Origin of the sequence: uncultured Ruegeria sp. (assembly GCF_947489545.1) — a bacterium.
In the GTDB taxonomy this organism is placed as follows: Bacteria; Pseudomonadota; Alphaproteobacteria; order Rhodobacterales; family Rhodobacteraceae; genus Ruegeria.
Genome location: NZ_CANLDZ010000004.1, coordinates 249128 through 274367 on the forward strand (window position 1 = coordinate 249128; position 25240 = coordinate 274367).

29 protein-coding genes and 1 pseudogene are annotated in these 25240 nt (G+C 56.2%); 14 read left to right on the forward strand and 16 right to left on the reverse strand.

Features of this window, described 5'->3' with window-relative positions:
- The first annotated feature begins 49 nt into the window (after positions 1-49).
- Positions 50-628 (forward strand): DUF1285 domain-containing protein, encoded by a 579-nt coding sequence (locus tag Q1B13_RS08280; protein ID WP_299079355.1) that lies wholly within the window; start codon positions 50-52, stop codon positions 626-628.
- Here Q1B13_RS08280 and Q1B13_RS08285 read toward each other — a convergent pair.
- Positions 625-1563, reverse strand: a complete 939-nt coding sequence (locus tag Q1B13_RS08285; protein WP_299079358.1) for a DMT family transporter — start codon at positions 1561-1563, stop codon at positions 625-627. The genes Q1B13_RS08280 and Q1B13_RS08285 overlap by 4 nt on opposite strands.
- Before the next feature lie 180 nt (positions 1564-1743).
- Here Q1B13_RS08285 and Q1B13_RS08290 point away from each other — a divergent pair, with 180 nt between their 5' ends.
- The gene (locus Q1B13_RS08290; RefSeq protein WP_299079361.1) at positions 1744-2157 is read left to right on the forward strand and encodes a TIM barrel protein; all 414 of its coding nucleotides are present in this window, start codon (positions 1744-1746) and stop codon (positions 2155-2157) included.
- A gap of 74 nt (positions 2158-2231) precedes the next feature.
- Positions 2232-2462 carry a DUF2798 domain-containing protein gene (locus Q1B13_RS08295; protein WP_298934178.1) on the forward strand — a complete coding sequence of 77 codons (231 nt, stop codon included), beginning with the start codon at positions 2232-2234 and terminating at the stop codon, positions 2460-2462.
- Between the two features lie 45 nt (positions 2463-2507).
- On the opposite strand, the gene polA is transcribed toward Q1B13_RS08295, so the two are convergent.
- The 3 genes from polA to Q1B13_RS08310 all read right to left on the reverse strand — a co-directional run bounded on the left by polA (position 2508) and on the right by Q1B13_RS08310 (position 6094).
- On the reverse strand, positions 2508-5306 hold the full coding sequence (gene polA, locus Q1B13_RS08300) for a DNA polymerase I (RefSeq protein WP_299079364.1): 2799 nt from the start codon (positions 5304-5306) through the stop codon (positions 2508-2510).
- A 70-nt stretch (positions 5307-5376) separates the two neighbouring features.
- Entirely contained in the window at positions 5377-5847 is a 471-nt protein-coding gene (locus Q1B13_RS08305; protein WP_299079367.1) for a hypothetical protein, read from the reverse strand.
- 70 nt (positions 5848-5917) lie between these two features.
- Positions 5918-6094 (reverse strand): zinc-finger domain-containing protein, encoded by a 177-nt coding sequence (locus tag Q1B13_RS08310; protein WP_299079370.1) that lies wholly within the window; start codon positions 6092-6094, stop codon positions 5918-5920.
- Between the two features lie 89 nt (positions 6095-6183).
- On the opposite strand from Q1B13_RS08310, the gene Q1B13_RS08315 reads away from it, so the two are divergent.
- The gene (locus tag Q1B13_RS08315; RefSeq protein WP_299079373.1) at positions 6184-7176 is read left to right on the forward strand and encodes an ABC transporter ATP-binding protein; all 993 of its coding nucleotides are present in this window, start codon (positions 6184-6186) and stop codon (positions 7174-7176) included.
- Here the strand turns inward: Q1B13_RS08315 and Q1B13_RS08320 are convergent.
- Entirely contained in the window at positions 7173-7640 is a 468-nt protein-coding gene (locus tag Q1B13_RS08320) for a DUF1203 domain-containing protein (protein ID WP_299079376.1), read from the reverse strand. The two genes, Q1B13_RS08315 and Q1B13_RS08320, sit on opposite strands and share 4 nt — an antisense overlap.
- A gap of 234 nt (positions 7641-7874) precedes the next feature.
- Here Q1B13_RS08320 and Q1B13_RS08325 point away from each other — a divergent pair, with 234 nt between their 5' ends.
- The gene (locus Q1B13_RS08325; RefSeq protein ID WP_298934166.1) at positions 7875-8288 is read left to right on the forward strand and encodes a group III truncated hemoglobin; all 414 of its coding nucleotides are present in this window, start codon (positions 7875-7877) and stop codon (positions 8286-8288) included.
- Positions 8289-8443: 155 nt separating this feature from the next.
- The gene (locus tag Q1B13_RS08330; RefSeq protein WP_298934164.1) at positions 8444-9379 is read left to right on the forward strand and encodes a DMT family transporter; all 936 of its coding nucleotides are present in this window, start codon (positions 8444-8446) and stop codon (positions 9377-9379) included.
- A 78-nt stretch (positions 9380-9457) separates the two neighbouring features.
- Here the strand turns inward: Q1B13_RS08330 and Q1B13_RS08335 are convergent, their stop codons facing one another.
- Entirely contained in the window at positions 9458-10570 is a 1113-nt protein-coding gene (locus tag Q1B13_RS08335; protein ID WP_299079379.1) for an S-(hydroxymethyl)glutathione dehydrogenase/class III alcohol dehydrogenase, read from the reverse strand.
- Positions 10571-10699: 129 nt separating this feature from the next.
- Here Q1B13_RS08335 and Q1B13_RS08340 point away from each other — a divergent pair, with 129 nt between their 5' ends.
- A complete protein-coding gene (locus Q1B13_RS08340; protein ID WP_299079382.1) occupies positions 10700-10987 on the forward strand; it encodes an I78 family peptidase inhibitor in 288 nt (95 codons plus the stop codon).
- A gap of 60 nt (positions 10988-11047) precedes the next feature.
- Here the strand turns inward: Q1B13_RS08340 and Q1B13_RS08345 are convergent, their stop codons facing one another.
- On the reverse strand, positions 11048-11773 hold the full coding sequence (locus tag Q1B13_RS08345; RefSeq protein ID WP_299079386.1) for an SDR family oxidoreductase: 726 nt from the start codon (positions 11771-11773) through the stop codon (positions 11048-11050).
- A 230-nt stretch (positions 11774-12003) separates the two neighbouring features.
- Between Q1B13_RS08345 and Q1B13_RS08350 the strand changes: the two genes are divergently transcribed.
- From Q1B13_RS08350 to Q1B13_RS08370, 5 genes are read left to right on the forward strand one after another with little or no spacing between them, the layout of a single operon-like run.
- Entirely contained in the window at positions 12004-13335 is a 1332-nt protein-coding gene (locus Q1B13_RS08350; protein WP_299079389.1) for an NAD(P)/FAD-dependent oxidoreductase, read from the forward strand.
- Positions 13289-13834, forward strand: a complete 546-nt coding sequence (locus Q1B13_RS08355; RefSeq protein WP_299079391.1) for a hypothetical protein — start codon at positions 13289-13291, stop codon at positions 13832-13834. Before Q1B13_RS08350 ends, Q1B13_RS08355 begins: the two co-directional genes overlap by 47 nt.
- Entirely contained in the window at positions 13834-15057 is a 1224-nt protein-coding gene (locus Q1B13_RS08360; protein WP_299079529.1) for an MFS transporter, read from the forward strand. The genes Q1B13_RS08355 and Q1B13_RS08360 overlap by 1 nt, the downstream gene beginning before the upstream one ends.
- On the forward strand, positions 15054-15671 hold the full coding sequence (locus Q1B13_RS08365) for a DUF3833 domain-containing protein (protein WP_299079394.1): 618 nt from the start codon (positions 15054-15056) through the stop codon (positions 15669-15671). The genes Q1B13_RS08360 and Q1B13_RS08365 overlap by 4 nt, the downstream gene beginning before the upstream one ends.
- Positions 15668-16210 (forward strand): DUF3833 domain-containing protein, encoded by a 543-nt coding sequence (locus tag Q1B13_RS08370; protein WP_299079397.1) that lies wholly within the window; start codon positions 15668-15670, stop codon positions 16208-16210. The genes Q1B13_RS08365 and Q1B13_RS08370 overlap by 4 nt, the downstream gene beginning before the upstream one ends.
- Positions 16211-16302: 92 nt before the next feature.
- Here Q1B13_RS08370 and Q1B13_RS08375 read toward each other — a convergent pair whose 3' ends face one another.
- Positions 16303-16488 (reverse strand): hypothetical protein, encoded by a 186-nt coding sequence (locus Q1B13_RS08375; protein ID WP_299799767.1) that lies wholly within the window; start codon positions 16486-16488, stop codon positions 16303-16305.
- 375 nt (positions 16489-16863) lie between these two features.
- On the opposite strand from Q1B13_RS08375, the gene Q1B13_RS08380 reads away from it, so the two are divergent.
- Complete coding sequence (locus tag Q1B13_RS08380) at positions 16864-17025, forward strand: hypothetical protein (protein ID WP_299799768.1); 162 nt, start codon at positions 16864-16866, stop codon at positions 17023-17025.
- Positions 17026-17936: 911 nt separating this feature from the next.
- Here Q1B13_RS08380 and Q1B13_RS08385 read toward each other — a convergent pair.
- The 5 genes from Q1B13_RS08385 to Q1B13_RS08405 form a co-directional block, all read right to left on the reverse strand.
- The gene (locus Q1B13_RS08385; protein WP_299079400.1) at positions 17937-18431 is read right to left on the reverse strand and encodes a hypothetical protein; all 495 of its coding nucleotides are present in this window, start codon (positions 18429-18431) and stop codon (positions 17937-17939) included.
- 174 nt (positions 18432-18605) lie between these two features.
- The gene (locus tag Q1B13_RS08390) at positions 18606-20009 is read right to left on the reverse strand and encodes a DASS family sodium-coupled anion symporter (RefSeq protein ID WP_299079403.1); all 1404 of its coding nucleotides are present in this window, start codon (positions 20007-20009) and stop codon (positions 18606-18608) included.
- A gap of 151 nt (positions 20010-20160) precedes the next feature.
- Complete coding sequence (locus Q1B13_RS08395) at positions 20161-21465, reverse strand: ferredoxin reductase family protein (RefSeq protein ID WP_299079406.1); 1305 nt, start codon at positions 21463-21465, stop codon at positions 20161-20163.
- A gap of 42 nt (positions 21466-21507) precedes the next feature.
- Positions 21508-22257: a L,D-transpeptidase family protein gene (locus Q1B13_RS08400; protein WP_299079409.1), complete on the reverse strand. Its 750-nt coding sequence runs from the start codon at positions 22255-22257 to the stop codon at positions 21508-21510.
- 11 nt (positions 22258-22268) lie between these two features.
- Positions 22269-22565 carry an FtsX-like permease family protein gene (locus Q1B13_RS08405; RefSeq protein ID WP_299079412.1) on the reverse strand — a complete coding sequence of 99 codons (297 nt, stop codon included), beginning with the start codon at positions 22563-22565 and terminating at the stop codon, positions 22269-22271.
- A 59-nt stretch (positions 22566-22624) separates the two neighbouring features.
- Between Q1B13_RS08405 and Q1B13_RS08410 the strand changes: the two are divergent.
- Positions 22625-22804, forward strand: a pseudogene (locus Q1B13_RS08410) (DDE-type integrase/transposase/recombinase); the annotation flags it as partial.
- 58 nt (positions 22805-22862) lie between these two features.
- Here Q1B13_RS08410 and Q1B13_RS08415 read toward each other — a convergent pair.
- Genes Q1B13_RS08415 through Q1B13_RS08425 form a run of 3 tightly spaced genes read right to left on the reverse strand, consistent with a single transcriptional unit; the run spans position 22863 to position 25236 of the window.
- Complete coding sequence (locus tag Q1B13_RS08415; RefSeq protein WP_299079415.1) at positions 22863-23288, reverse strand: N-acetyltransferase; 426 nt, start codon at positions 23286-23288, stop codon at positions 22863-22865.
- Positions 23276-23962 carry a D-lyxose/D-mannose family sugar isomerase gene (locus tag Q1B13_RS08420; RefSeq protein ID WP_299079418.1) on the reverse strand — a complete coding sequence of 229 codons (687 nt, stop codon included), beginning with the start codon at positions 23960-23962 and terminating at the stop codon, positions 23276-23278. The genes Q1B13_RS08415 and Q1B13_RS08420 overlap by 13 nt, the downstream gene beginning before the upstream one ends.
- On the reverse strand, positions 23959-25236 hold the full coding sequence (locus Q1B13_RS08425; protein WP_298934132.1) for a trehalase family glycosidase: 1278 nt from the start codon (positions 25234-25236) through the stop codon (positions 23959-23961). The genes Q1B13_RS08420 and Q1B13_RS08425 overlap by 4 nt, the downstream gene beginning before the upstream one ends.
- Positions 25237-25240 lie beyond the last annotated feature (4 nt).

Here is a 25240-nt window from a genome sequence, read left to right on the forward strand (position 1 = left end):
GGACTATTATGGTTGAAGTGTATCTCGCTAATAGGAAATGGCAAAAGCAATGAGCGGACAAAAACCTGTGAAACCCTCGCCCGATGGCCTGGCTGCATCAGTCAAAGCCGCCAAAACCAGGGGTTTACCGCCCGTTCACCTGTGGAATCCTCCGTTTTGCGGCGATCTGGACATCAAGATCGCAAAAGATGGCACTTGGTCTTACTTAGGGTCGCCCATCAACAGGTTCGAGCTTGTGAAGCTATTTTCCTCAATTCTTAAGAAAGAAGATGGCAAATACTACCTCGTGACCCCGGTCGAAAAGGTGGGAATCACCGTAGAGGACGCGCCGTTCATTGCTGTCGATTTCGATCAATCCGATGACGGGGACGCAAGAACGCTGACATTTGTTACGAAAGTCGGCGATTCTGTTGAGGCAGGACCGGATCATCCGATCCGCATCGTCATTGATCCGGATTCGCAGGAACCGTCACCCTACATAATGGTGCGCGCGAACTTAGAGGCACGTATCGACCGCAAAAGTTTTTATCGCCTCGTCGATATCGGAGTGCATCGCGACGGATGGTTCGGCGTCTGGTCTGCGGGGCAGTTTTTCCCTCTTGTCTCATCCGACACATTGGATGTTTAAGCTGGCTGCCGTGTTTTGCGATCTTGGGCCAACACTACGGCCAGGGCGACGATCCCGGCGCCCAGCGCGCGCGTCCAATTCCAGTCATCCCCCAGGACCACCATGATCACCATGACATAGAAGGGCGCGATGTTGATGTGAAACGACGCCAGCGCGACCCCCAGCTTTCCGATCGACCCGACGAACAGAACCTGACTGAGGGCCATCGATATCAGCGCATAGATGACAAGCATACCAGCTTGCTGAGTGTCAAATGGGGTCGATGGTACAATGTCCAGATTCAGCATGTGGGATCCGAACATCAAAAGTGACGCCGTAATCAGCCCACCCACAAAAGTGATCGTTGTGCGCCCGGTCTGGCTGAGATCCGGGAAATCCCGCGACGTTGCCATACTGGCCCAGCAAAACAACGCAGTCGAGGCGACGGCACAAGCAGCCCCCAACCCCAATTGCGCCGGAGCAACGGCGCTGGTCGCAATCAGGCCCCCGATTATGGACAACGAGACCCCAGCTGCAAAGTTCCACCTCAGACGCCTTTCACCAGCGGCCAGTTCAAGCAACGTGGCCGACAGCGGCGCGCAGGACGCAATGATGGCCACTGTGACCGGATCCGTCAGCTTTTGCGCCAGAATGATCAGGAACATACCCGTCCCAATGCCGACACCGCCAACGACCATCGCATGACCCCAACGGGCGTTAAGAACTCGGCGCGGCCCATCAATCAGAAGCCAGAGCGGCACCATGAAGACAACCGCAAGCGCCAGCCTTGCAGCCAGCAGGGCGACGGGTGGCCAGCTTTGCAACAGGACTTCCGCCGCTGGAAACCCTGCCGCCCAGGTCAACATCGAAGCAACCGCCAAGCCATTGCCAGACAATGCGGAGTTCCGTCCGCCAGACACAAAGGCAGTGTTCCCGCGCGCGGGGTCAGGGCTCATGGCCATCACTTGGACACCTTCTGTTGGCACGGCGCCGTTGAAATGATTCGCCGCGTTAGGCTGACCCTCTCTGAAAAGCGCTGGGCGTTCTGGCTGATTTTCGACAATCTGTCGTTTTCAGTCCCTTTCCAGAAAATCACCCAAACGCTAGGTTCGGCTCACCAAACGCGGGGACCACTCATGCCCAAATTTGCTGCCAATCTTTCTTTGCTTTTTACCGAGCTGCCATATCTTGATCGCTTTCAGACCGCCGCTCAGGCAGGGTTCAAAGCAGTTGAGATACTGTTCCCCTACGACCTGGCCGCAGATGTGCTGGACCGGGTAAGCCGCCCCAATGTCGGCCTGCATTTTGACAGCTTTCATGCGCAGACGAGTCATAGGGATACGCTGACCATCTGGGACAGGTTTCATGATCGCGTGGTTCACGCACAAATTGGCGCTGCACCTAACCGATCAGAACCCGGACGCGGACCAACGGATTTTCGCCGCCTGTTCGACACCATTGACAGCAGTGGTTATTCCGGTTGGGTCAGCGCCGAATACACCCCATCCACAGCGCAAACCTCCGAGTCGCTGGACTGGATGTGGCAATAACGCCGCCGAACAACGCTGGTATTTTTCGTCAAACTGCCGCACATCTTTGCGGTGCACTCAAAAGGATGCAGTGAATGTTGCCTGCCCGCTATGCCCGCGCCGTATTCAGCCTGATCATGTCCGGGCTGATGTCCTGCATCGTGACCGGCATCGCTACGGTCAAAGCCATCGGGTTTGGCCCGGGCACCGCCGGCGACTGGATGGCATCCTGGGCCTTTTGCTGGCCCATCGCCTTTACCGTCATCCTGCTTCTAGGCCCCACCGTACAACGTCTGGTCAACCGCCTGATCAGTCCACAGGACTGATCCGATGCGAAGATGGCCCGCGGGGCCTGATAAGCAGCGCCGCCCTTAGTGTGCCTCGGCCCAGTTGGCACCCTGCCCGGCATCGACATCCAGCTTCACCGCCAGTTTGACCGCTGGATCCGACGCCCCTTCCATAACGTCTCGCGCCACCGCGACCAGATCGTCAACAGAGTCCTCAGCCACTTCGAACAATAACTCGTCGTGAACCTGCAGCAACATCTTGGCGGGCAACCCGTTGATCGCGCCCGGCATTCGCACCATAGCGCGCCGGATCACATCGGCAGCCGTCCCTTGAATCGGCGCATTGATGGCCGCACGGCGCGAGAATCCAGCATGTGGACCCTTGGCATTGATCTCGGGCGTATGGATTTTGCGGCCAAACAACGTCTGGATATAGCCATGCTCTTTGGCGAAGGCGATCGTGTCGTCCATGTATTGACGAATACCGGGGAACCGCTCGAAATACCGGTCGATAAAGCCCTGCGCCTCGGCCCGCGGGATGCGCAGGTTGCGCGCCAAACCAAAGCCTGAAATGCCGTAGATCACTCCAAAATTGATTGCTTTGGCCTGACGGCGAATGTCCGGCGTCATCTCATCCAGCGGCACATCGAACATCTCGGACGCGGTCATGGCGTGAATGTCCAAACCATCCGAAAACGCCTGCTTCAGAGCCGGAATCTCTGCAATATGCGCCAAAATACGCAGCTCGATCTGGCTGTAGTCGAGGCTGACCAACACATTGCCCGGCTCGGCAATAAATGCCTCGCGGATACGTCGTCCTTCTTCGGTGCGCACCGGGATGTTCTGCAGGTTCGGATCGGTCGAGGCCAGACGACCCGTATTGGCCCCGGTGATCGAATAGGAGGTATGTACCCGGCCCGTGTCCGGGTTGATATGGGTCTGCAGCGCGTCCGTATAGGTCGATTTCAATTTGGACAGCTGACGCCAATCCAGCACCCGGCGTGGCAATTCATGCTCGGTCGCCAGATCTTCCAGAATATCCGCCCCGGTCGAGTATTTTCCGGTTTTTCCCTTCTTACCGCCTTCCAAGCCCATCTTGTCGAACAGAATCTCACCCAGTTGCGCGGGTGAGCCAACGTTGAAATTTTCACCCGCCAAGTCGTGGATTTCAGCCTCTAACCCTGCCATTTTCTGGGCAAAGGCGTTGGACATGCGCGACAGCACATCGCGATCGACCTTGGTGCCGTGCATCTCCATTTCGGCCAGAACCGGTACCAAGGGGCGTTCCAACGTCTCGTAGACTGTCGTCACCTGCACCTGATGCAGTTGCGGCTTGAACAGCTGCCACAGACGCAGCGTGATATCCGCATCCTCAGCGGCATAAGCAGTGGCCTCGTCAATCGGCACCTTGTCGAAGGTGATCGCCGACTTTCCCGACCCCAGCAGTGGCTTGATCGGAATCGGCGTGTGACTCAGGTACCGTTCAGACAGGGTATCCATACCGTGCCCGTGCTCACCACCATGCATCGCATAAGACATCAACATCGTGTCATCGATGGGCGCGACGTTCACGCCATACCGCGCAAAGATCTTGGCATCATACTTCATGTTCTGCCCGATTTTCAGGATCGACGGATCTTCGAACATCGGTTTCAGCAGGGATAGAGCCTCATCCACGGGCATTTGCCCCTCGGCCAGTGCGTCTGATCCAAACAGATCGTCGCTTGCGCTTTCGCGGTGGATGAGCGGGATGTAGCAAGCCTCACCCTGCTCGATGCAAAGTGAAATTCCCACCAGATCTGCGATCATTTCGTTCAGGCCTGTGGTTTCGGTATCCACCGCAACCCAGCCGCGCTCATAAGCTTGATCGATCCATTTCTGCAAAGCTGCCGCGTCGCGCACACATTCGTATTTCGACGCGTCAAATGGGATGGCTTCGACCTCAGCCTCTTCAACGGCTGGCGCAGGCGCATCGACGATAACCGGGGCTTCGGCTCCCAGCTTATCAGCGATACGCTTGGTCAGAGTGCGGAACTCCATCTCGGCCAGAAAACCAAGCAAAGTTTCGGGATCAGGATCCTTCACCTCAAGATCCGCCAAAGTGAAATCCAGCGGCGTCTGCTCGTCCAGTTGAACTAGCCTTTTCGACAGTTCAATCTGGTCACGCTTTTCGATCAGGGTTTGGCGTCGCTTGGGTTGTTTGATCTCCTCAGCGCGGTCCAGCAGCGATTCCAGATCGCCATATTCGTTGATCAACAGCGCGGCGGTTTTGATCCCGATGCCGGGCGCACCGGGCACATTGTCTACGCTGTCCCCAGCCAGCGCCTGCACGTCAACAACCCGTTCGGGGCCGACGCCGAATTTCTCGATCACACCATCGCGATCAATGCGCTTGTTCTTCATCGCATCCAGCATCTCGACCCCGTCGCCAACCAGTTGCATCAGATCCTTGTCGGAGCTGACGATGGTCACCCGACCACCGGCCTCGCGCGCCTGAACGGCAAGCGTTGCGATGATATCGTCAGCCTCGTATCCCTCAAGTTCTTTGCAGGCGATGTTGAAGGCTTTGGTTGCCTCACGTGTCAGCGGCATCTGCGGGCGCAAATCCTCGGGCATCGCCTCGCGATTGGCCTTGTAGAGGTCATACATGTCGTTTCGAAACGTATGCGATCCCTTATCGAAGATCACCGCAACATGGGTCGGTGCATCCGGACCGGCGTTATCCTCGACATATTTTTGCAGCATGTTGCAAAAGCCCGAGACCGCGCCAATCGGCAAGCCATCCGATTTCCGCGTCAGCGGTGGAAGCGCGTGATAGGCCCGAAAAATAAACGCTGATCCATCGATCAGATGCAGGTGACACCCTTTTCCGAACTCGCTCATGCGCTCTCTCCGTTCTGGTTAGAAACGGTTCTGCCACAGGGCCGCGCGGGTGGCCAGCTAAGATGGTTAACTATCCACCAAAGAGGCCCGAGAAGACATCCGAAAAGCTGTTCAGCAACGCCATGATAACCAACACCCCCAAAAGGGCGAAAAACGCCATTGCGAAGAACTGAAACAGGATCGCACCAGTTCCGACCACGATGCCAGCAATTGCTGGGCGCCTTCTTTCATGACGCAACAGGCCGACAGCGGCGAGAATAATCGCGATCCCACCCAGCATGGCAACGCCGATTTGCAGGTAGTCATCCAGATCGCGCGTGGGCACCACAGGGTCTGGCTGATCGATGCCGGCCGCCGAGCGCAACGTGGATTTGCCAATTTCAGCCGCAAGTTCCCCCAGCGACACGCCCGCCGTTTGCTGCGGCGCAAATGGTCCCGCCCAAAAGACAAACAAAGCAGCTAGCAGGGTTATCGATGCCACAACAAAGCCAAGCCAACCTAAAACAGGGCTATGATTGTCACTTGCGGTCACGTCGGTCATTGCGCTCTCTCTTAACGTTGCGCCCGCTGGATACCAAAGAAAGGCGGCAAGACTTAGGCACCTGATATGCTCAGGCGTGCTCCGACCCTTTCAGCACGTATTTACAGTCGCAATAGGGGCACTCGACCCAGCCGGTGTCTTCCGGAATCTGTAGCCATACACGTGGATGGCCCAATGCACCTTCACCGCCGTCACAGGCTATGCGGCTTTTTTCAACGATCTTGGTTTCCGGCGCTTCCATTGTCACGGCTGGCGATCCTTCACTGGTTGTCGGCCTCGCGGGCATGCTTTAGGTGCGTTTATGGGCGATGAGCAATTGAGGGGCAAGTGCCACAAATGAGCCAGGCAGCAATCAGGATCGAAGGGTTGCGCAAAACCTATCGTGGCAGCAAAGGACAGCCGGAAAAGCAGGCTCTGAAAGGGATTGACCTGACCGTTCCTCGCGGGTCGGTTTTTGGGCTGCTCGGGCCGAACGGGGCCGGAAAATCAACACTGATCAACATTCTGGCTGGGTTGGTCGTGAAATCTGCAGGCCATGTGTCGATCTGGGGCTTCGATCAGGATCAAAACCCGCGCCAATCCCGTGCCGCCATTGGCGTGATGCCACAAGAGCTGAATCTGGACCCCTTCTTCAGCCCGCGCGGTGCGCTGGAAGTTCAAGCGGGGCTATATGGCGTACCAAAGTCAGAACGGCGCAGTGATGAGATCCTCGAACTTGTCGGCCTCAGCGACAAGGCCGAGGCCTATGCCCGTACTTTGTCCGGCGGGATGCGTCGCCGGCTGTTGCTGGCCAAGGCGCTGGTGCATCATCCGAAAATATTGGTACTGGACGAACCCACAGCTGGTGTCGATATCGAGCTGCGCCAGATGCTTTGGGCCAATGTACGTAAGCTGAATGAACAGGGTATGACCATCATCCTGACCACGCATTATCTGGAAGAAGCGCAGGAAATGTGTGACGAAATCGCCATAATCAACCATGGCGAAAAGGTTGCTCAGGACAGTACTGCCAACCTGCTGGGTCGTATGGACAGCCGCACCATGGTCATTGTGCCGGACAACCCTGTGTCTGATCTGCCTGTGGCCGAAGGTGTCGACGCCACGCTGCGCGACGATGGCAGTCTGATCATGCAGTACCGCAGCACTCACACCAGCGCCGAGCAGGTCTTGGAAGCAGTCCGTTCCGCGGACATCCGAATCCGCGATGTGCGCACAGAAGAGGCTGATCTGGAAGATGTGTTCCTCTCCCTCACATCTTCGCGCGCAGATGATCCCCCGGCCGATGATCAGAACCAGCCGCGCCGGGGACTACACCGCGTCAAGCTTTAGGCCCGGTCGATCCGCGCATGATAGCAATTGTTGAGCGCGGATCGAATGTGGATATAGGCGACATCCTCGCGCGCAAAGATGGTCTGTGCCGCATCGTGCAGCTGGCTTTGCGGGGCGATGACCCCTGTCCCATAGACAATCCGATCATCCGGTCCGTATCCCTTGATCAGATAGTTGGGCGAAGAGGTCAGCGCCTCGGGCAGCTCCGCAGCATCTTCGTACCGCTTACAAGGCTCTGCACAGAGGTAAATGGGTCCCGTTTCGGCAAAAGGCTGAGTGCCTGGAAAAGGACGGTGCGCCAGGACCAGCATCTCATGACCTTCCGGAATATAGGTCAGGCAGTGTCGGCATGGATTCCCCTGCCCGTTTGAAATTGCACGTTCGGGTGGATTGCCGTACCCGTCTGGCGCACCGTCGCGATAGGCCTGAACCTGATCGGTCGGGAGAGCTGATATTCTATGCATGATTATCTCCTTTTCTGTCCCGAACATGCCTAGCTGTCCGCGGTCGAGCGACCCGTTTCCTGCGCAAAGGCGCTTGGTATGCTGACGGCTTGGGGATACGTCGCCGCCCGCAATTGAATCCGATTACTTTGCTGCCGAACCCGCTGGCGCCACACGCGCGACAAAACCACCCCTGTGGTTTGAAAGCTGTTCAGGATATGGCCCTGTACAGAGTCGAAATCAGGCCGCACACCCATGTCCAGACCAACCCTGCCCCCGCGTTTTCCAGCCACACCCGAACAGATCAACGTTCAAGTTGCTGTTTTTTACGCCCGTGTCCGGCAGGACAAAGTGCTGGGTCCTGTCTTTGCAAACCATGTCACCGACTGGCCCGCGCACGAGGAAAAGATAGCGGCCTTCTGGCGCAACGCCATTCTGTTCGAGCGCTGCTATGACGGAAACCCGCAGCGGGTTCATATCCAGCGGCCCGACGTCCAGCCCGAAATGTTTGCTCACTGGCTGAACCTGTTCGAAGAGGTCGCCACCCAAACGCTGTCACCGGAAACCGCCACCCCGTGGGTTGCGCTGGCACGGCGCATCGGTGTGGGGATGAAAGCGGGGGTGCAATCCGCGCGCCAACCGAAGGATGCACCACCCATCCTGCGATGAGCTCAGATCATGTCGGCTATGACATGTTAGCGGTAAATTGGGGGCTATCAGACTCTGTCAAATGGGTTTAATCAACATCAAACGACAGCTGCCGAATCTCCGCAAGCTGCGATGACAGACTACTAAACACCTAACATGTATCCGAGGCCAAATTGATGAGCGCTCAGAACACGACCCTTCAGGGACTTGGCTTTGCCTTTCTGGGCTTTGCCGTTTTTGCCAGCCATGACGCGCTGATCAAGGTATTGGGCGGCACATATTCGGTGCTGCAGATCATCTTCTTTGCCACCTTGTTTTCCTTTGTCCCGATGGCCGTCACAATCCTGACGGACCGGGCAACAGGCAACTTCGTGCCGCATCATCCGTGGCTGGTTTTGCTACGTTCGGCGTTGATGGTGACAGGCATGTCCTGCGCGTTCTATTCCTTTTCCGTTCTGCCGCTGGCCGAGGTCTACTCGCTGTTGTTCTCCTTCCCCTTGATCGTCACGGTATTGTCGATCCCGATCCTTGGCGAAGTGGTTCGCGCCCAGCGCTGGGCCGCTGTAGGCGTCGGGCTTATCGGCGTTCTGATAGTCTTGAGACCCGGTACAACCGATATCACGCTGGGCCACCTCGCCGCCCTGATGGCCGCCTTTTGCAGCGCCTTTGCATCCGTTCTGGTGCGTAAGATCGGGAATGAGGAACGCTCGGCCGTGCTGATCCTGTATCCAATGCTACTGGCCATCGTGGTGATGAGCCTTGCCCAGCCCGCTGTCTACCAGCCGCCCTCATTGCTGCATCTGGCGATGATGGCTTTGGTGGGCGTGTTTTCCGTCATCGCGCAACACCTGATCATTCTGGCCTACCGCGCAGCACCCGCCGGGGTTATTGCCCCCAGCCAGTACAGTCAGATCATATGGGCCACATTGTTCGGCATGATCTTCTTTGGCGAAAGACCGGATGTCTGGGTTGCGGTTGGCGCCAGCGTCATCATTGCGTCGGGTGTTTTTGTCGTCTGGCGCGAAACGCGCACAAACGCCTCGGCCAATACGCCAGTTCTGAGGGTACGCTCGCCACGGTCGGATACAGGTGCAACGCGGCCGGGGGAGTAACCCTCAGGAAAGCAAAAGCGGCGCGCTTTTTGCACGCCGCTTTGGCCATCGCTGAGTGACTTCAATTGTGTTGCAGACTTAGTAAACGACAACCGATCGGATGCTTTCACCCTTGTGCATCAGGTCAAAGCCTTGGTTGATATCGTCCAGACCCATGCTGTGGGTGATCATCGGGTCGATCTCGATCTTTCCTTCCATGTACCAGTCAACGATCTTGGGCACGTCGGTGCGACCACGGGCGCCGCCAAAAGCGGTACCGCGCCACGACCGGCCTGTGACCAGCTGGAAGGGGCGGGTTGAAATTTCGGCTCCGGCAGGTGCAACGCCGATGATGATCGATTCACCCCAACCCTTGTGCGCCGATTCCAGTGCTGTGCGCATCACCCCAACATTGCCGGTGGCATCGAATGTGTAATCCGCGCCGCCTTTGGTCAGGTCAACCAGATAGGGCACCAGGTCGCCCTCGACCTCAGCCGGGTTGACGAAATCGGTCATACCAAACCGGGTGGCCATTTCCACCTTGGACGGGTTCAGGTCAACGCCGACGATCTGGTCAGCTCCGGCCAGTCGCAGACCTTGGATCACGTTCAATCCGATACCGCCCAGACCAAAGACGATCGCGCGGCTGCCGATCTCTACCTTGGCGGTGTTGATCACCGCCCCGATGCCGGTTGTTACGCCACAGCCGATATAGCAAATCTTGTCGAAGGGCGCGTCCGGGCGCACCTTGGCCAGCGCGATTTCTGGCAGAACGGTGTGATTGGCAAAGGTCGAACACCCCATGTAATGCAGGATCGGATCGCCATCCAAGGTCGAAAAGCGCGAGGTGCCATCGGGCATCAGGCCCTGGCCCTGAGTTGTCCGGATTGCCTGACACAGGTTGGTCTTGGGGTGCAGACAGTATTCGCATTCCCGGCATTCCGGTGTGTATAGCGGGATCACATGATCACCCGGCTTCAGGCTGGTCACACCTGGGCCGACCTCGACCACAACACCTGCGCCCTCGTGCCCCAGAATGGCTGGAAACAGGCCTTCGGGGTCGGCACCCGACAGGGTGAATTCATCGGTGTGGCAAATGCCAGTTGCTTTGATCTCAACCAGAACCTCTCCGGCTTTGGGGCCTTCAAGGTTTACATCCATCACTTCCAAAGGTTTACCGGCCTGAACGGCAACGGCGGCGCGGGTACGCATAGTGCACTTCTCCCTGTCCATTTCCCCTGACACTGCGTGAATTACAGGGTGTTTTCAACTGCGCTTTCATGGCAGGCTGGCCAATTGTTTGTTATTGCAGAAACGACATAGCCAGAACGAGGAACGCCAATGTACCGTTTTATCCCGATCCTGATCCTTCTGGCGGCCTGCACCGAGACGCCCCCGCCCGAACAAACCTCAACCGCGTCCGAGGATGCCCCAGTTGATCTGGCTTTCTGCAAAGGCGAGGCTTTTGCGGCTTCGGTCGGCCAGCCCGTTTCGACAATTCAGGCCAATCTACCCGAACGATCCCGCGTGCTGGGCCCAAATGACATTGCAACGCAAGACTATCGCATCGACCGTCTGAATGTGTTCGTGAACGATGCGGGTGTCATTCAGCGACTGACCTGCGGATAAGGGCAAGACAGCGCAGACCGGACTGGCACCGCCATGTCGGCGGGCTGGTTTTGTTAGGGTCTATTTTCCGCGGTAGACCAGCAGATCCGGCAGATAATCGATCAGTCGGATCGCCCATGAAAACGGTGCTGGAAAATCGGTGCGGAAGCGACGACGACACATCGCCTTTACCACCCGGTCCGCAGCATCTTCGGGCGTCATCAACATCGGCATCTTGAAGTTATTCTTCTCGGTCAGACGAGTCTTGATAAACCCCGGATTGACGACGCGCACAGTCACACCCGTATCGGCCAAATCATGCCGCATCGTTTCCGCCAGCGAGATCAGCGCCGCCTTGCTGGACCCATATCCGATGGCAGCAGGCAAGCCGTGATAGCCTGCAAGCGAGCCAATCAGGGTTATTTCCCCCCGCCCCGCCTGAACAAACCCCGGAATCGTTTCACCCAGCACTCGCAACGCCCCGACAAAATTCACGTCGTTCATGGCCAGCGCTGCCTCGGTATCCCAATCCGCTGATCGCATCGGATCATACACCCCGGCGTTATAGACCAACCCATCCACGTCTCCGACATAGGCCACCGCACGGCGCACGGCGGTCAGATCGGTCACATCGAACGGTACTGCCCGCGCGTTGGGCAGACTATCGCAGATCTCGGTCAAACGTTCGGCATTGCGCGCCGACAAAACCAGATGAGCGCCCTGATCGCTTAGCTTTTCCGCCAATGCACGACCCAGGCCCTCGCTCGCGCCAATAATCCAATAGGTCTTTCCTGCAAAACTGCTCATGCGTGGGCCATCCGGGATACCGGGGACAGCAGTCCCGGGCATTGAGTTTATTTTATTTGAACCATGTTAATGGTCATACGGGCGCGGAATACAGCTGGATCACGTGGATGCGCATGAAAATCCGGCAAGACATCATAACCTAGAGCACTTGGGAAAATAATCTAACCTGATTGATCCAGCACCAGATCTGCTACGTATCCCTTTGTAAAAAGTCGCACAAAGAGGATCATATGTTCGACGAGACACGGGGCGTACGCAAAAAAATCGCGGTTGTAGGTGCAGGCATTTCAGGTCTTTCCGCAGCTTACTACTTATCAGAAGACCACGATATCACTCTATTCGAAGCTGAACCCAGGCTGGGCGGACATGCCCGCACAGTGATGGCTGGTAAAAACGGGGACCAGCCGGTGGATACCGGGTTCATCGTTTTCAACTATGCGACCTATCCCTATCTTACAAAGCTGTTCGAAGAACTGAACGTCCCGGTCACCAAAAGCGAGATGAGCTTTGGCGCTACAATCGATAACGGTCGCATTGAATACGGGCTGAATACGTTACGCACCCTGACAGCGCAAAAACGCAATCTGGTGCGACCCGCCTACTACAAGATGATCGCGGACATCCTGCGCTTTGGCAAAGAAGCGCCCGAGGCCGCCAAGGACGATGACACCACGATTGGCGAACTGGTTGATCAGCTCCGCCTCGGTCATTGGTTCCGCCACAACTACCTGATGCCCATGTGCGGCGCGATCTGGTCCACTCCGACCGAGTTCGTAGACCAGTTCCCTGCCCGCTCGCTGGTGCAGTTCTTCCGCAATCACGCACTGCTGGCCAGCGGCCGGGCCAATCAGCACCAATGGTGGACGGTCAAAGGCGGCAGTATCGAATATGTCCGCCGGGTCGATGCCGCCCTGCGCGCCCGGGGTTGCGATATCCGGTTGGCCAGCCCAGTTGAAAACGTTCGACGCGACGAAACTGGCGTGACGGTCACCAGTCAGGGACAGTCTGATCAGTTCGACGAGATCATTCTGGCCACTCATTCCGACCAATCACTGGCCATTCTGGGTGAAAACGCGACCGCCGACGAGGCCGCCGCGCTTGGCGCAATCCGGTATCAGCCGAACTCGGCCGTTTTGCATTGCGACCCGTCGCAGATGCCCAAACGGCGCGGGTGCTGGTCCAGTTGGACCTATCGGTCGCAGGGCGGAAACGTGAGTGTGACATATTGGATGAACCGCCTTCAGAACATCCCGGACAGCGATCCGCTGTTTGTGTCCCTGAACGCGACGTCGGAGATTCCCGCAGACAAAATATATGATCAGGTCGAATTCGCCCATCCGGTGTTCGACAAGGCGGCCCTGAAGGCACAAGGGCAAATCCGTGAAATGCAGGGACAAAACCGAACCTGGTTCGCCGGAGCTTATAACCGGCACGGGTTCCACGAAGACGGGATAGCCAGTGCGATGCACGTCGTCGACCGCTTGAATGGCGCCCCGCAAACCATTGGAGCTGACAATGGCATTCTTGAAAAAGATCCGGCCATCCCTGTTGCGGTCGAATAACCGAAGCTGGCGTACCGCGCTACTTGCGCTTGTGTTGCTGGCCCCGGGCGGGCTGGCGGCCTCAACGGTGACCGACGTATTGAACAATGCCCAATTGCGCGGCGATGCAACTTTTCGGTTTCTAGGCCTGCCGCTTTATGACGCCAAACTTTATACGCCTCAGGGCGCGCCCTTCAGCTGGAATCAGGATTTCGGTCTGCTACTGACCTATCGCAAGAATCTGAAGCAAAAGGCGCTGGTTGAATCGACGCTTGAAGAAATGGATCGGCAAGGCAACGGCGCGCCCGTTCAAAGCCAGTTGGAACAGTGCTTTCAGGCGGTCAGCAAAGGCGATACTTATCTTGCTGTGTCGCAGGGTCCTGACAAGGTCGGGTTCTGGCGAAACGGGACCAAGACCTGCACGCTATCCTATCCCGGCATCAAGCGCGCTTTCATGTCTATCTTTCTTGGCGACGACACGCGATCCGCAAGCTTTACGCGGCAATTGAAGGGGCAATGATGCTGTATCCCCGTGTCAGCCTGTATGCGCTGATGCTCGCAGCGGCGGGTATCCCGCTTTATATCCATTTGCCGCGATTTGCCGCAGTCAATCTGGGCATCAGCCTGGGGGTGATCGGAACCCTTCTGCTGGTGATCAGACTAGTGGACTTGGTGCAGGATCCGCTTATCGGCTGGGCCATTGACCGATGGCCGGGCGGACAGATTCTGTTTGCCTCTCTGGCCGCAATTGGTTTGGCGATTGGGTTTCCCTTGCTGTTTTCTCTACCAGAAGGCGCAAGTGTGACAGCCCTGATCGCCATACTCGTACTGTTGTTTTCGGCCTACAGCCTTGGAACCATCCTGCTTTATGGGCGCAGTGCGACGCTTGCCAAAAGCACCGACCCGAAAGAGCTGATGACGCTGGCCGCGTTCCGTGAGGGAGGACAACTCACTGGCGTTGTCATCGCCGCCAGTGCCCCGGCCCTGTTTTTTGCCCTTGGAGCGCAAGCGCAGGGGTATCCTGCATTTGGTATGTTTTTGGGGCTGCTCGCAATTTTGACCATGATCCTGACGCTGCCAATGTGGCGCCGCACTCCAATCACGGGACAAGGCCTGTCCTTCTCAGGCCTTGGTCAAGCCGGTGGGTTGCGGTTGTTGGCACTTGCGCTGGTCAACAGCCTGCCTGTGGCGATCACGTCTACGCTGTTTCTGTTCTTTGTCGAAGATCGGTTACAGCTGCCCGGCAAGGCGGGTCCGTTGCTCATCCTGTTTTTCCTCAGTGCCGGTGCCAGCGTTCCGCTCTGGGCAAAGCTCAGCAACCGAATTGGTCCGAAACGAACTCTGATGATCGCGATGCCCCTATCGATCGCAGGCTTCATCGGTGCAGCAACCTTATCGGCGGGAAACCTTACCGGGTTTGCCGTGATCTGCCTGGCATCGGGCGCGGCCCTTGGGGCCGATATGGTGGTGCTGCCCGCCATGTTCTCGGTCGTTCTGACCCGCGCAGGTCTGAATGCATCCGCCGCGTTTGGCATCTGGTCATTCGCAGGCAAGCTGGGCCTCGCTCTGGCTGCCTTTTTCACCCTGCCGCTGCTGGAGCGCAGCGGTTTCAATCCTGGTCAAACCAATTCCGCGCAGGCGCTGAATACACTCAACCTCGCCTACGCGGTCCTGCCCTGCATCCTGAAACTCGGAGCATTCGGTATGGTTTTGACACTGCCCACAGAGGTCACAAGCAAATGAACGCCATCGCCATCACCCTGTTGTCGCTTCTTGTCGCAATCATCGTAAGAAGCCGCCTGCTGAGCTTTCGCGCCCAATCGCCGTCGGATTACACTGGCACCGGGCCGGTGTTTTCACTGAGAGACAATCTGAACGGGGAAATCCTGTCCGAAGGCCTGATCTATGGTCCCAACGGTAAAATGTCGAACAGCTTCGTCGCGCGTATGGTTGGCGAATGGACGGGAAACTCAGGCACGCTGTCTGAGTATTTCACCTATTCGAACGGGAAACAGATGACGCGCAAGTGGTACCTGACCATGGGCACCGGCAACAGTTTCACCGCCACCGCAGACGATATCGTGGGCGAAGGAAAAGGCACCGTCTCCGGCTCGACTGTCAAACTCACGTACAAGATCATTTTACCCGAAGATGCTGGAGGGCACACGCTGGATGTCACTGACTGGATGTATCTGACCGAGAACGGAGCGATCATGAACCGCTCAGAGATGCGAAAGTTCGGCATCAAGGTTGCGGAACTGGTGGCCACCATGCGCCCGGCCCCAAGAACCAAACACGTTTATGTAAACGGCACGAATGGGTATGATTCCGCATCCGAGGGAAAGCCACTGCAATGATATCCTATCGGTCTTTTGTTGCCTTTGTCGCTGTCGCCGGCCTGGCTTTATTGGCCGCGTGCTCAAGCAAGCCGCGCGTGCCAAAAACCTTTCTGTCAGACCGGCAACTGAATCTTGAAGAGTTCTTCGAAGGCAAAACCGTCGCCTATGGTCAGTTTCAGGATATTCTAGGGAACGTTCCACGGCGCTTCACGGTAGATATCGACGGCACATGGGATGGCGAGACCCTGACGTTGGTGGAAGATTTCGTTTACGATGATGGCGCAACCGAACAACGCATCTGGACTCTGACCAAAACCGGCGATGACACCTGGACCGGGACGGCCCCCGGTGTGTTGGGAACCGCCAGCGGGATCGAACGCGGGGATACCTTTAACTGGAAATACAAAATCGACCTGCCCATCAAGGACGGCACCATGCGTGTAAAGTTCGACGACTGGATGTGGCTGTTGGAAGATGACCGCCTTCTTAATCGCGCCTATGTCTCACGCTTTGGGGTTCGGCTGGGTGAGGTCATCTTGTTCTTCGAAAAGAAGTAGCCCGTGGCACTCGACCAGCATCGCGAAATGCCGCCAAACTCCCTTGGCTCACTGCTAGATTTGGGCGTCTAGCCTGCGGACGTGGGCGGTTGTCATTTACGATCGGTCAGCAGATCGTTTTGCTTTTCCTTCAGAATGTTCTGGAACAGCATCTCGACCTCGGCCTTCTCAAGCGCTTGTTTGCCGTCCTCGAATACCGAATTGCCCTGAAGGGACTCGTCGGACGTTGAAACCCTGACGACCTTGTTGTCCATCAGGTAGCTCAAAAATGACTTCATCGGCATAGTCGACTCCAACAACAGTTAAGCTTCACGGCGCTGTCGCTGCGGACCTGATCCGAACCCCGAGGGAGAGTGGGCTCAAGGAATTTCGTGAGTGGTTCCTTTGGTCCGCAGCGACACGGCCCATGTAGGAGGAACGCCGCCTGTCGTAAGGGGGAAGAAATCGTGGTTTTGCGTCACTTTTTGACTGGCCAGTCAAAAAAAAGAGGAAAAGCTTACGTTTACGTCAACTACCTCAACAAAGAGACTGGTTTTTGCGACGTTACGTCAAATTCAGTTGCTGAAAAAAATTCGATGATCAGGAGCTTTCAATCAGCGAATCCCATGGAATTCGCCCGCACATAGCCCCTTGTTGAATTTCAAACTTACGGCATGAGCAGTCAATTCTCTAAAACCATGACCCGCGGAAACAGTCATGGAGATATAAAGGGCCGTGCATCTTCATTTAAGAATGAAAAAGGGCGCGCCACCACCAGCGCGCCCGATCCATGGGGAGAATTAAATTTCGCGCTTGAAACACAACATAAGCGCTAACTCGTTAATACATTCAACATGAAAGGTTTTGATGAGCTTATCAGTGACGCCGTTCACACAGCCTAAACGTTTTTAGAAGTTTGTTCTCTTGGAAGGTCGCCCAGATGCTTCTAACAAAAAGCATTCGAAAACCGCGATTGCGCTCAAAGTGTTGTCAGTTTTGCCTGTGTAGAGTCCCTGCAGCTCTCAAAGTCATTCAAAGCCAAGAGGCCCAGTCAGCCAAATTTCACCTGTCGATAAAAGACAGGCGAGTTTCTAACGGGGAGGTAGCGGTGCGACGCGCCGAACTCGTACCCCCTCATGGAAATCGCAAACCCATCTGGGCGCGTCGCAATTTTTTGATTAGACGCGACCCGTGTCCGGAATATGGCGGTTTTGTTAAACCTGCTCGGTGCGGGAGTTCTCCAATTTCGAACAAAACATTGGACAGCTATATTGGCGTCAACGGAACACTACCTGAATCATGGCCTGTCCAACGAAGCGCGTCAGGCGGTCAGACAATGTGTGCAGGAGAGCAATGAGAAAACCTGTCCAACGTTCGCCGCACCATCACAAATCCAAACACGGACACCCGTGAGGCAATGCAACTTGTCAAGGAAATGTCCGGCAGGGCAGGTGTTGTGAAGCTACACCTTGTCCTTGGTCGACCTCGTACGGATCGCCTGTTGAACGAACTGGAACGCTCAGCGGCGGCGCTGGATCTGAGAGCAGCCAGACCAGCAGATTGGAGGCAAGCACCGCTTGTTCCCCACCGTTTCCAAGCACGCGTTCTCCGTCACCCTAAAGGATTTTGTCGTTTCGAGGCGTCGGTGCGATAACATCCGGTTTGTGTGAAGTGCCGGAATCTCCCATGTGTTGTCCCGGACCTCGGCTCGAGTAGAACTATCTGTCGCGGTCCAAATCGCATGTCGCTAAGGTGTATTCAACTGGCGTTTGAGAACGTCAACCATCATCTCGGCTTGCGGGTTGTCGAGTCGACCGTGGCCCGGAAGAAACTCCTCGACGTTCCTTTTCGAATAGCGCCCGAACAGTGTTCCATCGCGAAGGATCAGGTCCCCGCGCGCAAAAGCAACGGCGCGATCGTGGCAGTAAATACATCTTTCCCTAAACAGATTGCCGGTTTCCTGTATGGTCGAAAAGTGCTGTAGAAGCACTTCTATTTCAGGCTCTGACAGCTTTCCGTGCCCGGTTGCCAGCAGATCAGAAACAGGCCGCTTTGACCCCTTACCCACAAGTTCTCCGACGGAGATCGTAAGATTTTCTGCAACAAATTCCCCGGCATGCGGAACGTGACAGCCCGCACAGTTTTGTTCGTAAACAAGATGCGGGTCGATACCTTGCGCGGCTGCGGGAAAGCAGAAGAACTGTAGACTTATTGCCCAAAAAAATATTGCGATATGTGTCATGTTCATTCTGATCCCAATCCGGGAGAAAGCGCAGTTGTACTCGCCCTATGCAGTCAGTAGTTTATTCAAATTCAAACGATATGGATTTGATCATCATCAATAGGCCTATAGGAAAAGAGTGCCACAAATGACCCCGAAGCACCTGCGCAATAATGCTGGTACAAAGACGGTGGATCACCAGGCCGCGTCAGGGCTGAACACCATCGGCCCAAGGAAAACACTCACAAGGACAGCCGCAACGATGCCAATCACGTCCAACGGGACCCCGGCGCGCAACATGTCCGTCCGGGTGACATAGGATGTGCCAAACACAATTGCATTTGGCGGGGTAGCAACAGGAAGCATGAACCCGACCGATGCGGCAAGAGCCACCGGAAGCAGGAAGCCTATGGGATCCCTGCCCAGAGCAACTGCCGCAGCGCTGGCGACCGGCAGGAAAACCGCAGCCATGGCGGTGTTACTAGCCAATTCGCCAACATAAACGATCAGTGCGGCTATCAGAAAGATCAGCAACAAGGTCGGCATCGAATGCAATGCCTCGGTCTGACCCCCAATCCAGCTTGCCAAACCAGATCGCTCCATTATTCCGGCCAACGCCAACCCGCCGCCAAACAACACAAGAACATCCCAGCGCAATGATGCCGCCATATCCCAATCGAGTAGCCTTTCACCCCGCCCTGCGGGCAAAAGGAATAGGGCCACTGCGGCTATCATAGCGATACCCGCATCGGTCAGGCTAAGCCCAGGGATCAACCAATCGACCACAGGGCGCATGATCCACGCCAACGCGGTAAGAACTGCAACCACCGCCGTTCGTCGCTCTGCGACCGACATGCCGGTGTCGGGAGGGTCAAAGGACATATGCGGCATATCAGCAGAGACGCCTGGTGTCACACACACCAAAACAAGCCAGGTGATGACCAGCAAGACTGCAGAAACAGGCAATCCAATAGCGGCCCATTGCGCAAATCCGATCTCGATCCCATACGTCGTTCCGACATAGGCCGCGAAAATTGCGTTTGGAGGGGTCCCGATCAAGGACCCCATGCCGCCGATGGTGGCAGAAAAGGCAACGCCCAGCATTAGGGCGGTCCCGAATTTTTCGTGTGATTTCTGCGATCCGGCAATTGCTGCCACGATCGGTGCGATGACCATAGCGGAGGCGGTGTTGCTGATCCAAAGACTTAGGAATGCGGTTGTCATCATTACCGCAGCCAAAATACCTCGCTGACTCTGGCCTGCAATGCCGAGCATTCTTTGAGCCAGCCTTTGATGCAGGCCCCATTTCTCGATTGCCTTGGCCAGCAGGAAACCCCCGAGAAACAGAATGATGATCGGGTGGCTGTAATAGGAAGCAACATTCGCAAACGGTATGAGGCCAAGAACCGGTGCAGCCGCAAGCGGCAGAAGCGCGGTTGCCGCCAAAGGTATGGGTTCAGTCAGCCACCACAACGCCATGAGGGCCGCAAGGCCAGCGGCCTGCCAAGCACTGGCGAGCATGCCTTCGGGTGGATCCAGTATGACAGGCCCAGCCAGGCACATCACGCCTATTGCAATCGCAAGCGTGCTTAGGTTCATCTTATCCACCAACAAGGATTTTCCAGCACCTGACGGGCCACTTACTCCCCCCTACCGAAGCGCGAAGCCAAGTATGGCGACATTTAAAGCAATGACCACAATCCAAATCGCCAGCGAAACTCGGCGGCGCAGGGAAATACGCCTGAATAGATCAGTCATAGTCAAACCTTTCCGAAAGAATGCGGTGCGAAGGAGTACCGCGCGCAATCAGGTGATCTTCAACGATGTCCATCATGATTGCAGGCCCACAAAGCACGAAAAGCCATTGCGAATACTGCTCTGGCGACAGGACGCGATCCAATAGCGCCCCATCTATTACTCCGGTCTCACCGTTCCAATCTTCTTTGGGCTCCGACAGGGTGAACACCACGTCTTCCGCGGCCAGTTCCTCGCGATAAACGATCTGACTTTCTTCACGGTTTCCATAGATAAGCTTGACGGGCCGAGGATCACTTGTCAGCCGGTTCTGGAAAAAGATGCTGAGCATTGGCGCTATTCCGACACCACCTGCGACAAGTACAATTCCGGCCTCTGTTCGATCATCCACCATAAGGCCGCCATGAGGACCATCCAGAAATGCGCGCGTATCTTGTTTAATGTGCTCAAGCGCGCTGGTAAGATCGCCAAGCTCTTTGATCACGAAGGATATCTCGGGTCCTGCCGCCGGCGCCGAGCTTATCGAAAAGGGGTTCTCATATACCGAAAACGCACTGTTCCCGATATTCAGCCACGCGAACTGGCCCGCCTGAAAGGCCAGCCCGTCGTGCCCGTCTGGTCTGAGCTTAAGCTCCCATTGTCTGGGTGTGAGCCTGCGCACCGATTCAACTATCCAAGGTTGGCGGTGCTGCCGCATCGGTTCAATCAGATACACAAATAGCAGCGACCCAACTGCGACTGCCGCCATAATGGACCAGATCGTTGTCAGGGCCAGCTGTGATCCGTAACGCCCCGCCGTGATCGTGTGATGCAGCAATAGGGCCGCAATCGCCAGAGCGATAGCTCCGTGCATCAAGCGCCATGCTTCGTAGCGGTAGTTCTGCTTTGTCCGTGCGATCGCTGACAGGACGAGAACAGGCAGAAGAAGATAGGCGATGATTCCGGTCACTAGCACCGACAAATCGGTTGTGAGCGTCAGTTGCCGGGTTCCGTCCCAAGGGCGCGGCCCACCAGAATTCGAGCCTTGGTAGAATAAGGGATGCAGCAACGCGAATACCAAAGCCACGCGTGCCATGACCTGATGCACTCGCATCGTTACATCCATACCAATACCGGCTGAAATAGATCTAAACCGCCCTGACAGGACGAACTCAACAAGAATGATGGAGTAGGCCACCATGCCCAGACCTGAGGCAATTTCCTGATGCCATGGGCGCGGCGGTCCGCCCAAGCTCCAGCTTAGCCCAAGTGGAAGCAAAAGGACCATCAGATAGGCCAATATGAGGAACAAGGCTCTCATTTCAGGAGAGTGTCCCAGTCACCGGAAACGTGAAGAACAGAGTTATTCCGCGGCATCACAAGTCACCTTAACTGGTTGTTCCCAAGCATTGGAAAAGGGGTCGCGCCGGTAGATATCGCGGGACGAAACCAACTGCCCAGTGATGTCCATGAAATTGCGCAGATACCGCACACTAAACGGGATGCATGGGGTTTCGATGTCCATGGTCTGACGCCCATTTGCCAGACGGTGAACTTGCTCCAATGGTGTATCAAGCACAAACGCAACCAAATCGCCCCAATCTTGCACGCGGATGCAGCCATGCGAAGGAGCGCGATCTGGCCGCTGGAACAACTCTGGGCAATTGGTGTCATGAAGGTAGCCACTCCGCCCGTCGCGTAGGTGCACCGCTGCCAGCCCCAGCGGATTGCTCTCACCTGGTGGCCAGATCCGATCCAGGTACTCTCCGCTTGCCACCATCGAAGGGGGCGGCCGCCACGAAGGGCGGAAGCGTACGATGGGCGTGTACGTCTCAAGCAATGGGGTCGGGTGCCACGGCGTTCCAAGGATAATCCGGCTACGCAAAACTGGACGGCCACGCTCGAGCGCGATCATTTCGTATGAAGGAATATGCACAAGGATAGCTTTACCCTCGCGCGGTATTTGGTAATCGATGTCGTATCGGTCGAGCACAGTCTGAAACCGGTTATCAAATTCGATGGGCTTGGCCAATAAAACGCCGACAAACAAGCAACAGAAAAACACTGTGCAGGTGAGGGTCAACTGTAGGTTTTTAGCGTTGGTCTTATTCATGCCTGAGTGCCTCAGTGGGATCCATTCTGGCCGCGCGCCGGGCAGGAAAACAGCCGAAAACCACGCCAACAGCTGCCGAGACCCCAAAAGCGATCAGGATGATCCCCGGGGTCCGAGGTAAAGGGGACGGACAGAATTCGTGCACCGAAATAGGCCAGAACCAGTCCCGAAAAGACCCCGATCAAACCACCAATGAGCGACAGGACAATGGCTTCGACCAGAAACTGCAGCAAAACCTGCCCGGACTTTGCGCCGATCGCCAGCCGAATGCCGATCTCACGGGTTCGTTTGGTGACTGAGACCAACATAATTGATCAGCCCCACTTGAGTGGTCCAGTTTGATTGTTAGTGCATGACCGGCCTTTGGTCTATCGGCAAATACGGCAAGACACTCGAGTTCATGCTATCCAGGCGCCGAAACAAGGCTGCCGCAACGAAGTTTTTCGCCCGCGCGCTCGAGACGAACGGGTTGCCGCTCAGAATTGCGATCAACAAAAGCGGAGCGAATATGACTAGGATCAAGGCGATCAACAAGATGCTAAAGAGGTGTTCTAGAAAGCTTCGAGGGTTGTTGACGTGGTCAATCATAGGGTTCCTATTGCGGATCAGGCGATGGGCCGTTGCAAGAACCAACGGCTGTGTTCTGACGGCCCACGATCCGGTCCGTTTTCTAGCTTGCCGAACTGTACAAACCTCCAGCGGAAATAAATCTCGCGTGCCTTGGGATCGGAGGTGTCGAGCCAGACGCTGTGACAACCCCTCGCTACGGCCAAGGTAGAAGCGCGGTCGAACAACGCGCGTGCCAACCCCTGACGCCGGAAAGGCGGGGCCACCCACAAGACTTTGAGCAACAACCAACCATAAGATGTTGTGCCCAGAAGCCCGCCCTTCAGGGTGCCATCCTTTTGGCAGACCAAATGAATTGTGCTGTTAACTCCTTGCGGTCGTTGGCAACGCAGTTCGTCCAGCAAGTATTGTTCCAACGCCAGCGCCAGTTGGTCTTCACAGGCTTCATCAATCAACCAAGCCATTTGGAATAGTCGCTGACCAAAAGATGCGTCGGCGCAACATCCTCCTCAACCTCGGCAAAACGGCCGATGGGTTCACGAAAGATGTTGTCGGTCTCGTCGTCATTGATGGTTGAGACCTCACCGATCAACACATCCCCTCCTTCGCCCCAGAACGCGTGCCAATCACCAGGACGCAGGGTAACGCTTTCCCCGGGCGCCAGGCGCAGCTTCTCGCCCGGTTGGTAATGATGTCGGATGCCGTCCAGCCAGACCTCACCGCCGCGATCCTCTGCAAAACCACCCGCGTCGTCTGAGCCAAAAAGCTCAACAATCAGAGTTGCGCCACCGCGGTTGATGATATCCTCAGCTTTCAGAACATGCGTGTGCATTGGCGACAGCTGGTCCCGCCTCGAAATCAACAGTTTCTCGGCGTAACACATGCCGCCGCCCTTGGCTAAATCACTCTGCAGCCCGTTGCGCAGAGTGAATAGGAACAGGCCCATCCTTTCAAAATCACCGTCACCGTAATCAGTGATGTCCCAACCGCAACGTGCGTCAATCACATGACGCGCAGCACTTTCACGAGCCTTGAATTCCTCTGGACTCCAATAGGCGAAGGCCGGCAAAGCAAAGCCATGAGAGCAAATGAACTCAGCTGCTTGGTCCATGATCTCATTGATGCGCGAACGTTTCATGCTGACACTTTTTGGGTCTTGAGGATTTCGATCACCATGGCTGCGGTCCATGTAAAATCTCCACCACCACAGGGCTCGCCGCTGTTTGGGTCATAGTATTCTGCAAAGCCACTTTTCTCGATGAGGCGCAAACTGTCAGCCAGGATACGCTGCGCCATGGCCCCCTGCCCTGACCGAATCAGGCCTTCAGCAATCAAATAATTCACGATTAGCCATGTCGGTCCGCGCCAGTAGCGCAGGCTGTCAAAAGCGCCATCTGCCGGGTCATGACTGGGCACCAGATAGCCGCATCGCTCAGCCAACAAAGCGATCCTCCGTGCGAGCGCATCAGCTCGAGCATGAGGGACATGGGCAATTGCCGCGAGCAACCCACCAATCGAAGGTGTGTCTTGCAGATGACCTGCGGCGCGGTTGTAACACGTATATTGCCCCAGAGCAGGGTTCCACAGGCTTTCCAGCGCCGAGCGGCCATTGGCGGCCATCTTACGCGCCTCGGAAGCCATCGAAGATTCGCCTAAGAACTCAGCTAATTCCGCGACATCATCGCAAGACCGTATCAGGATGCCGTTAAAGCCCGGATCAACGAGGCAAAAGGGTGAGGCATCGTGGAGCTTCGCATTATCCCACCCAAGCCCTCGGAAGTACTCGACCAGCCAGATATAGCACTTGTATTGCTCGTCCGACGGGCGGTGATCTGGGTTGGCGTGTGTCGTATCGCGCCGAGTGAATGGCGCGACACCCTCGATCGGCACGGCGTCCAACCCTTCATCCCAATCCACCGAGTTGTCTCTGCCAGACTCCCACGGGTGAATGATTGCGACCAGTCCCGTGCTTTTGGGATCGCGATCGCGGTAGAACCATCTGTGCCATGCATGGACCTGGGGCAGGAGCCTGGCAAGACGCTCGCGTGCGACTGCTTTGTCTTCAGTCCGATCATACAACTTGCGCAGCGCGAAACCCGCAACCGCTGGCTGGGTGATTCCAGTCGTGGGCACTACTCGCCTTGTTTGCCAGACGTTAGGACCTGGGAAATATCCATCATCTGGTTCGTGGAAAATGATATGTGGCACCATACCATCGTCCCATTGATGGGCCATAAGAGTCTCGACCTCGACCCAGGCCCGATCCATGTCGAAATGCGAAAAGCCAAGCGCGGACAAAGCACTGTCCCAGTTCCATTGGAAAGGATAGAGGCCATGGGTAGGAACGGTGTAGGTGCCCCTATCATTTCCTTCCATGACGCCTCGGGCCTGGTCGATCAGAGCTTGGCTCATCCTG

What these genes read in the sequence shown, in the direction of transcription:
- Q1B13_RS08280 (WP_299079355.1), top strand. Translation starts at nt 50, where the DNA reads ATGAGCGGACAAAAACCTGTGAAACCCTCGCCCGATGGCCTGGCTGCA.
- Q1B13_RS08285 (WP_299079358.1), bottom strand. Translation starts at nt 1,563, where the DNA reads ATGAGCCCTGACCCCGCGCGCGGGAACACTGCCTTTGTGTCTGGCGGA.
- Q1B13_RS08290 (WP_299079361.1), top strand. Translation starts at nt 1,744, where the DNA reads ATGCCCAAATTTGCTGCCAATCTTTCTTTGCTTTTTACCGAGCTGCCA.
- Q1B13_RS08295 (WP_298934178.1), top strand. Translation starts at nt 2,232, where the DNA reads ATGTTGCCTGCCCGCTATGCCCGCGCCGTATTCAGCCTGATCATGTCC.
- polA (WP_299079364.1), bottom strand. Translation starts at nt 5,306, where the DNA reads ATGAGCGAGTTCGGAAAAGGGTGTCACCTGCATCTGATCGATGGATCA.
- Q1B13_RS08305 (WP_299079367.1), bottom strand. Translation starts at nt 5,847, where the DNA reads ATGACCGACGTGACCGCAAGTGACAATCATAGCCCTGTTTTAGGTTGG.
- Q1B13_RS08315 (WP_299079373.1), top strand. Translation starts at nt 6,184, where the DNA reads ATGAGCCAGGCAGCAATCAGGATCGAAGGGTTGCGCAAAACCTATCGT.
- Q1B13_RS08320 (WP_299079376.1), bottom strand. Translation starts at nt 7,640, where the DNA reads ATGCATAGAATATCAGCTCTCCCGACCGATCAGGTTCAGGCCTATCGC.
- Q1B13_RS08325 (WP_298934166.1), top strand. Translation starts at nt 7,875, where the DNA reads ATGTCCAGACCAACCCTGCCCCCGCGTTTTCCAGCCACACCCGAACAG.
- Q1B13_RS08330 (WP_298934164.1), top strand. Translation starts at nt 8,444, where the DNA reads ATGAGCGCTCAGAACACGACCCTTCAGGGACTTGGCTTTGCCTTTCTG.
- Q1B13_RS08335 (WP_299079379.1), bottom strand. Translation starts at nt 10,570, where the DNA reads ATGCGTACCCGCGCCGCCGTTGCCGTTCAGGCCGGTAAACCTTTGGAA.
- Q1B13_RS08340 (WP_299079382.1), top strand. Translation starts at nt 10,700, where the DNA reads ATGTACCGTTTTATCCCGATCCTGATCCTTCTGGCGGCCTGCACCGAG.
- Q1B13_RS08345 (WP_299079386.1), bottom strand. Translation starts at nt 11,773, where the DNA reads ATGAGCAGTTTTGCAGGAAAGACCTATTGGATTATTGGCGCGAGCGAG.
- Q1B13_RS08350 (WP_299079389.1), top strand. Translation starts at nt 12,004, where the DNA reads ATGTTCGACGAGACACGGGGCGTACGCAAAAAAATCGCGGTTGTAGGT.
- Q1B13_RS08355 (WP_299079391.1), top strand. Translation starts at nt 13,289, where the DNA reads ATGGCATTCTTGAAAAAGATCCGGCCATCCCTGTTGCGGTCGAATAAC.
- Q1B13_RS08360 (WP_299079529.1), top strand. Translation starts at nt 13,834, where the DNA reads ATGCTGTATCCCCGTGTCAGCCTGTATGCGCTGATGCTCGCAGCGGCG.
- Q1B13_RS08365 (WP_299079394.1), top strand. Translation starts at nt 15,054, where the DNA reads ATGAACGCCATCGCCATCACCCTGTTGTCGCTTCTTGTCGCAATCATC.
- Q1B13_RS08370 (WP_299079397.1), top strand. Translation starts at nt 15,668, where the DNA reads ATGATATCCTATCGGTCTTTTGTTGCCTTTGTCGCTGTCGCCGGCCTG.
- Q1B13_RS08375 (WP_299799767.1), bottom strand. Translation starts at nt 16,488, where the DNA reads ATGAAGTCATTTTTGAGCTACCTGATGGACAACAAGGTCGTCAGGGTT.
- Q1B13_RS08380 (WP_299799768.1), top strand. Translation starts at nt 16,864, where the DNA reads ATGAGCAGTCAATTCTCTAAAACCATGACCCGCGGAAACAGTCATGGA.
- Q1B13_RS08385 (WP_299079400.1), bottom strand. Translation starts at nt 18,431, where the DNA reads ATGACACATATCGCAATATTTTTTTGGGCAATAAGTCTACAGTTCTTC.
- Q1B13_RS08390 (WP_299079403.1), bottom strand. Translation starts at nt 20,009, where the DNA reads ATGAACCTAAGCACGCTTGCGATTGCAATAGGCGTGATGTGCCTGGCT.
- Q1B13_RS08395 (WP_299079406.1), bottom strand. Translation starts at nt 21,465, where the DNA reads ATGAGAGCCTTGTTCCTCATATTGGCCTATCTGATGGTCCTTTTGCTT.
- Q1B13_RS08400 (WP_299079409.1), bottom strand. Translation starts at nt 22,257, where the DNA reads ATGAATAAGACCAACGCTAAAAACCTACAGTTGACCCTCACCTGCACA.
- Q1B13_RS08405 (WP_299079412.1), bottom strand. Translation starts at nt 22,565, where the DNA reads ATGTTGGTCTCAGTCACCAAACGAACCCGTGAGATCGGCATTCGGCTG.
- Q1B13_RS08415 (WP_299079415.1), bottom strand. Translation starts at nt 23,288, where the DNA reads ATGGCTTGGTTGATTGATGAAGCCTGTGAAGACCAACTGGCGCTGGCG.
- Q1B13_RS08420 (WP_299079418.1), bottom strand. Translation starts at nt 23,962, where the DNA reads ATGAAACGTTCGCGCATCAATGAGATCATGGACCAAGCAGCTGAGTTC.
- Q1B13_RS08425 (WP_298934132.1), bottom strand. Translation starts at nt 25,236, where the DNA reads ATGAGCCAAGCTCTGATCGACCAGGCCCGAGGCGTCATGGAAGGAAAT.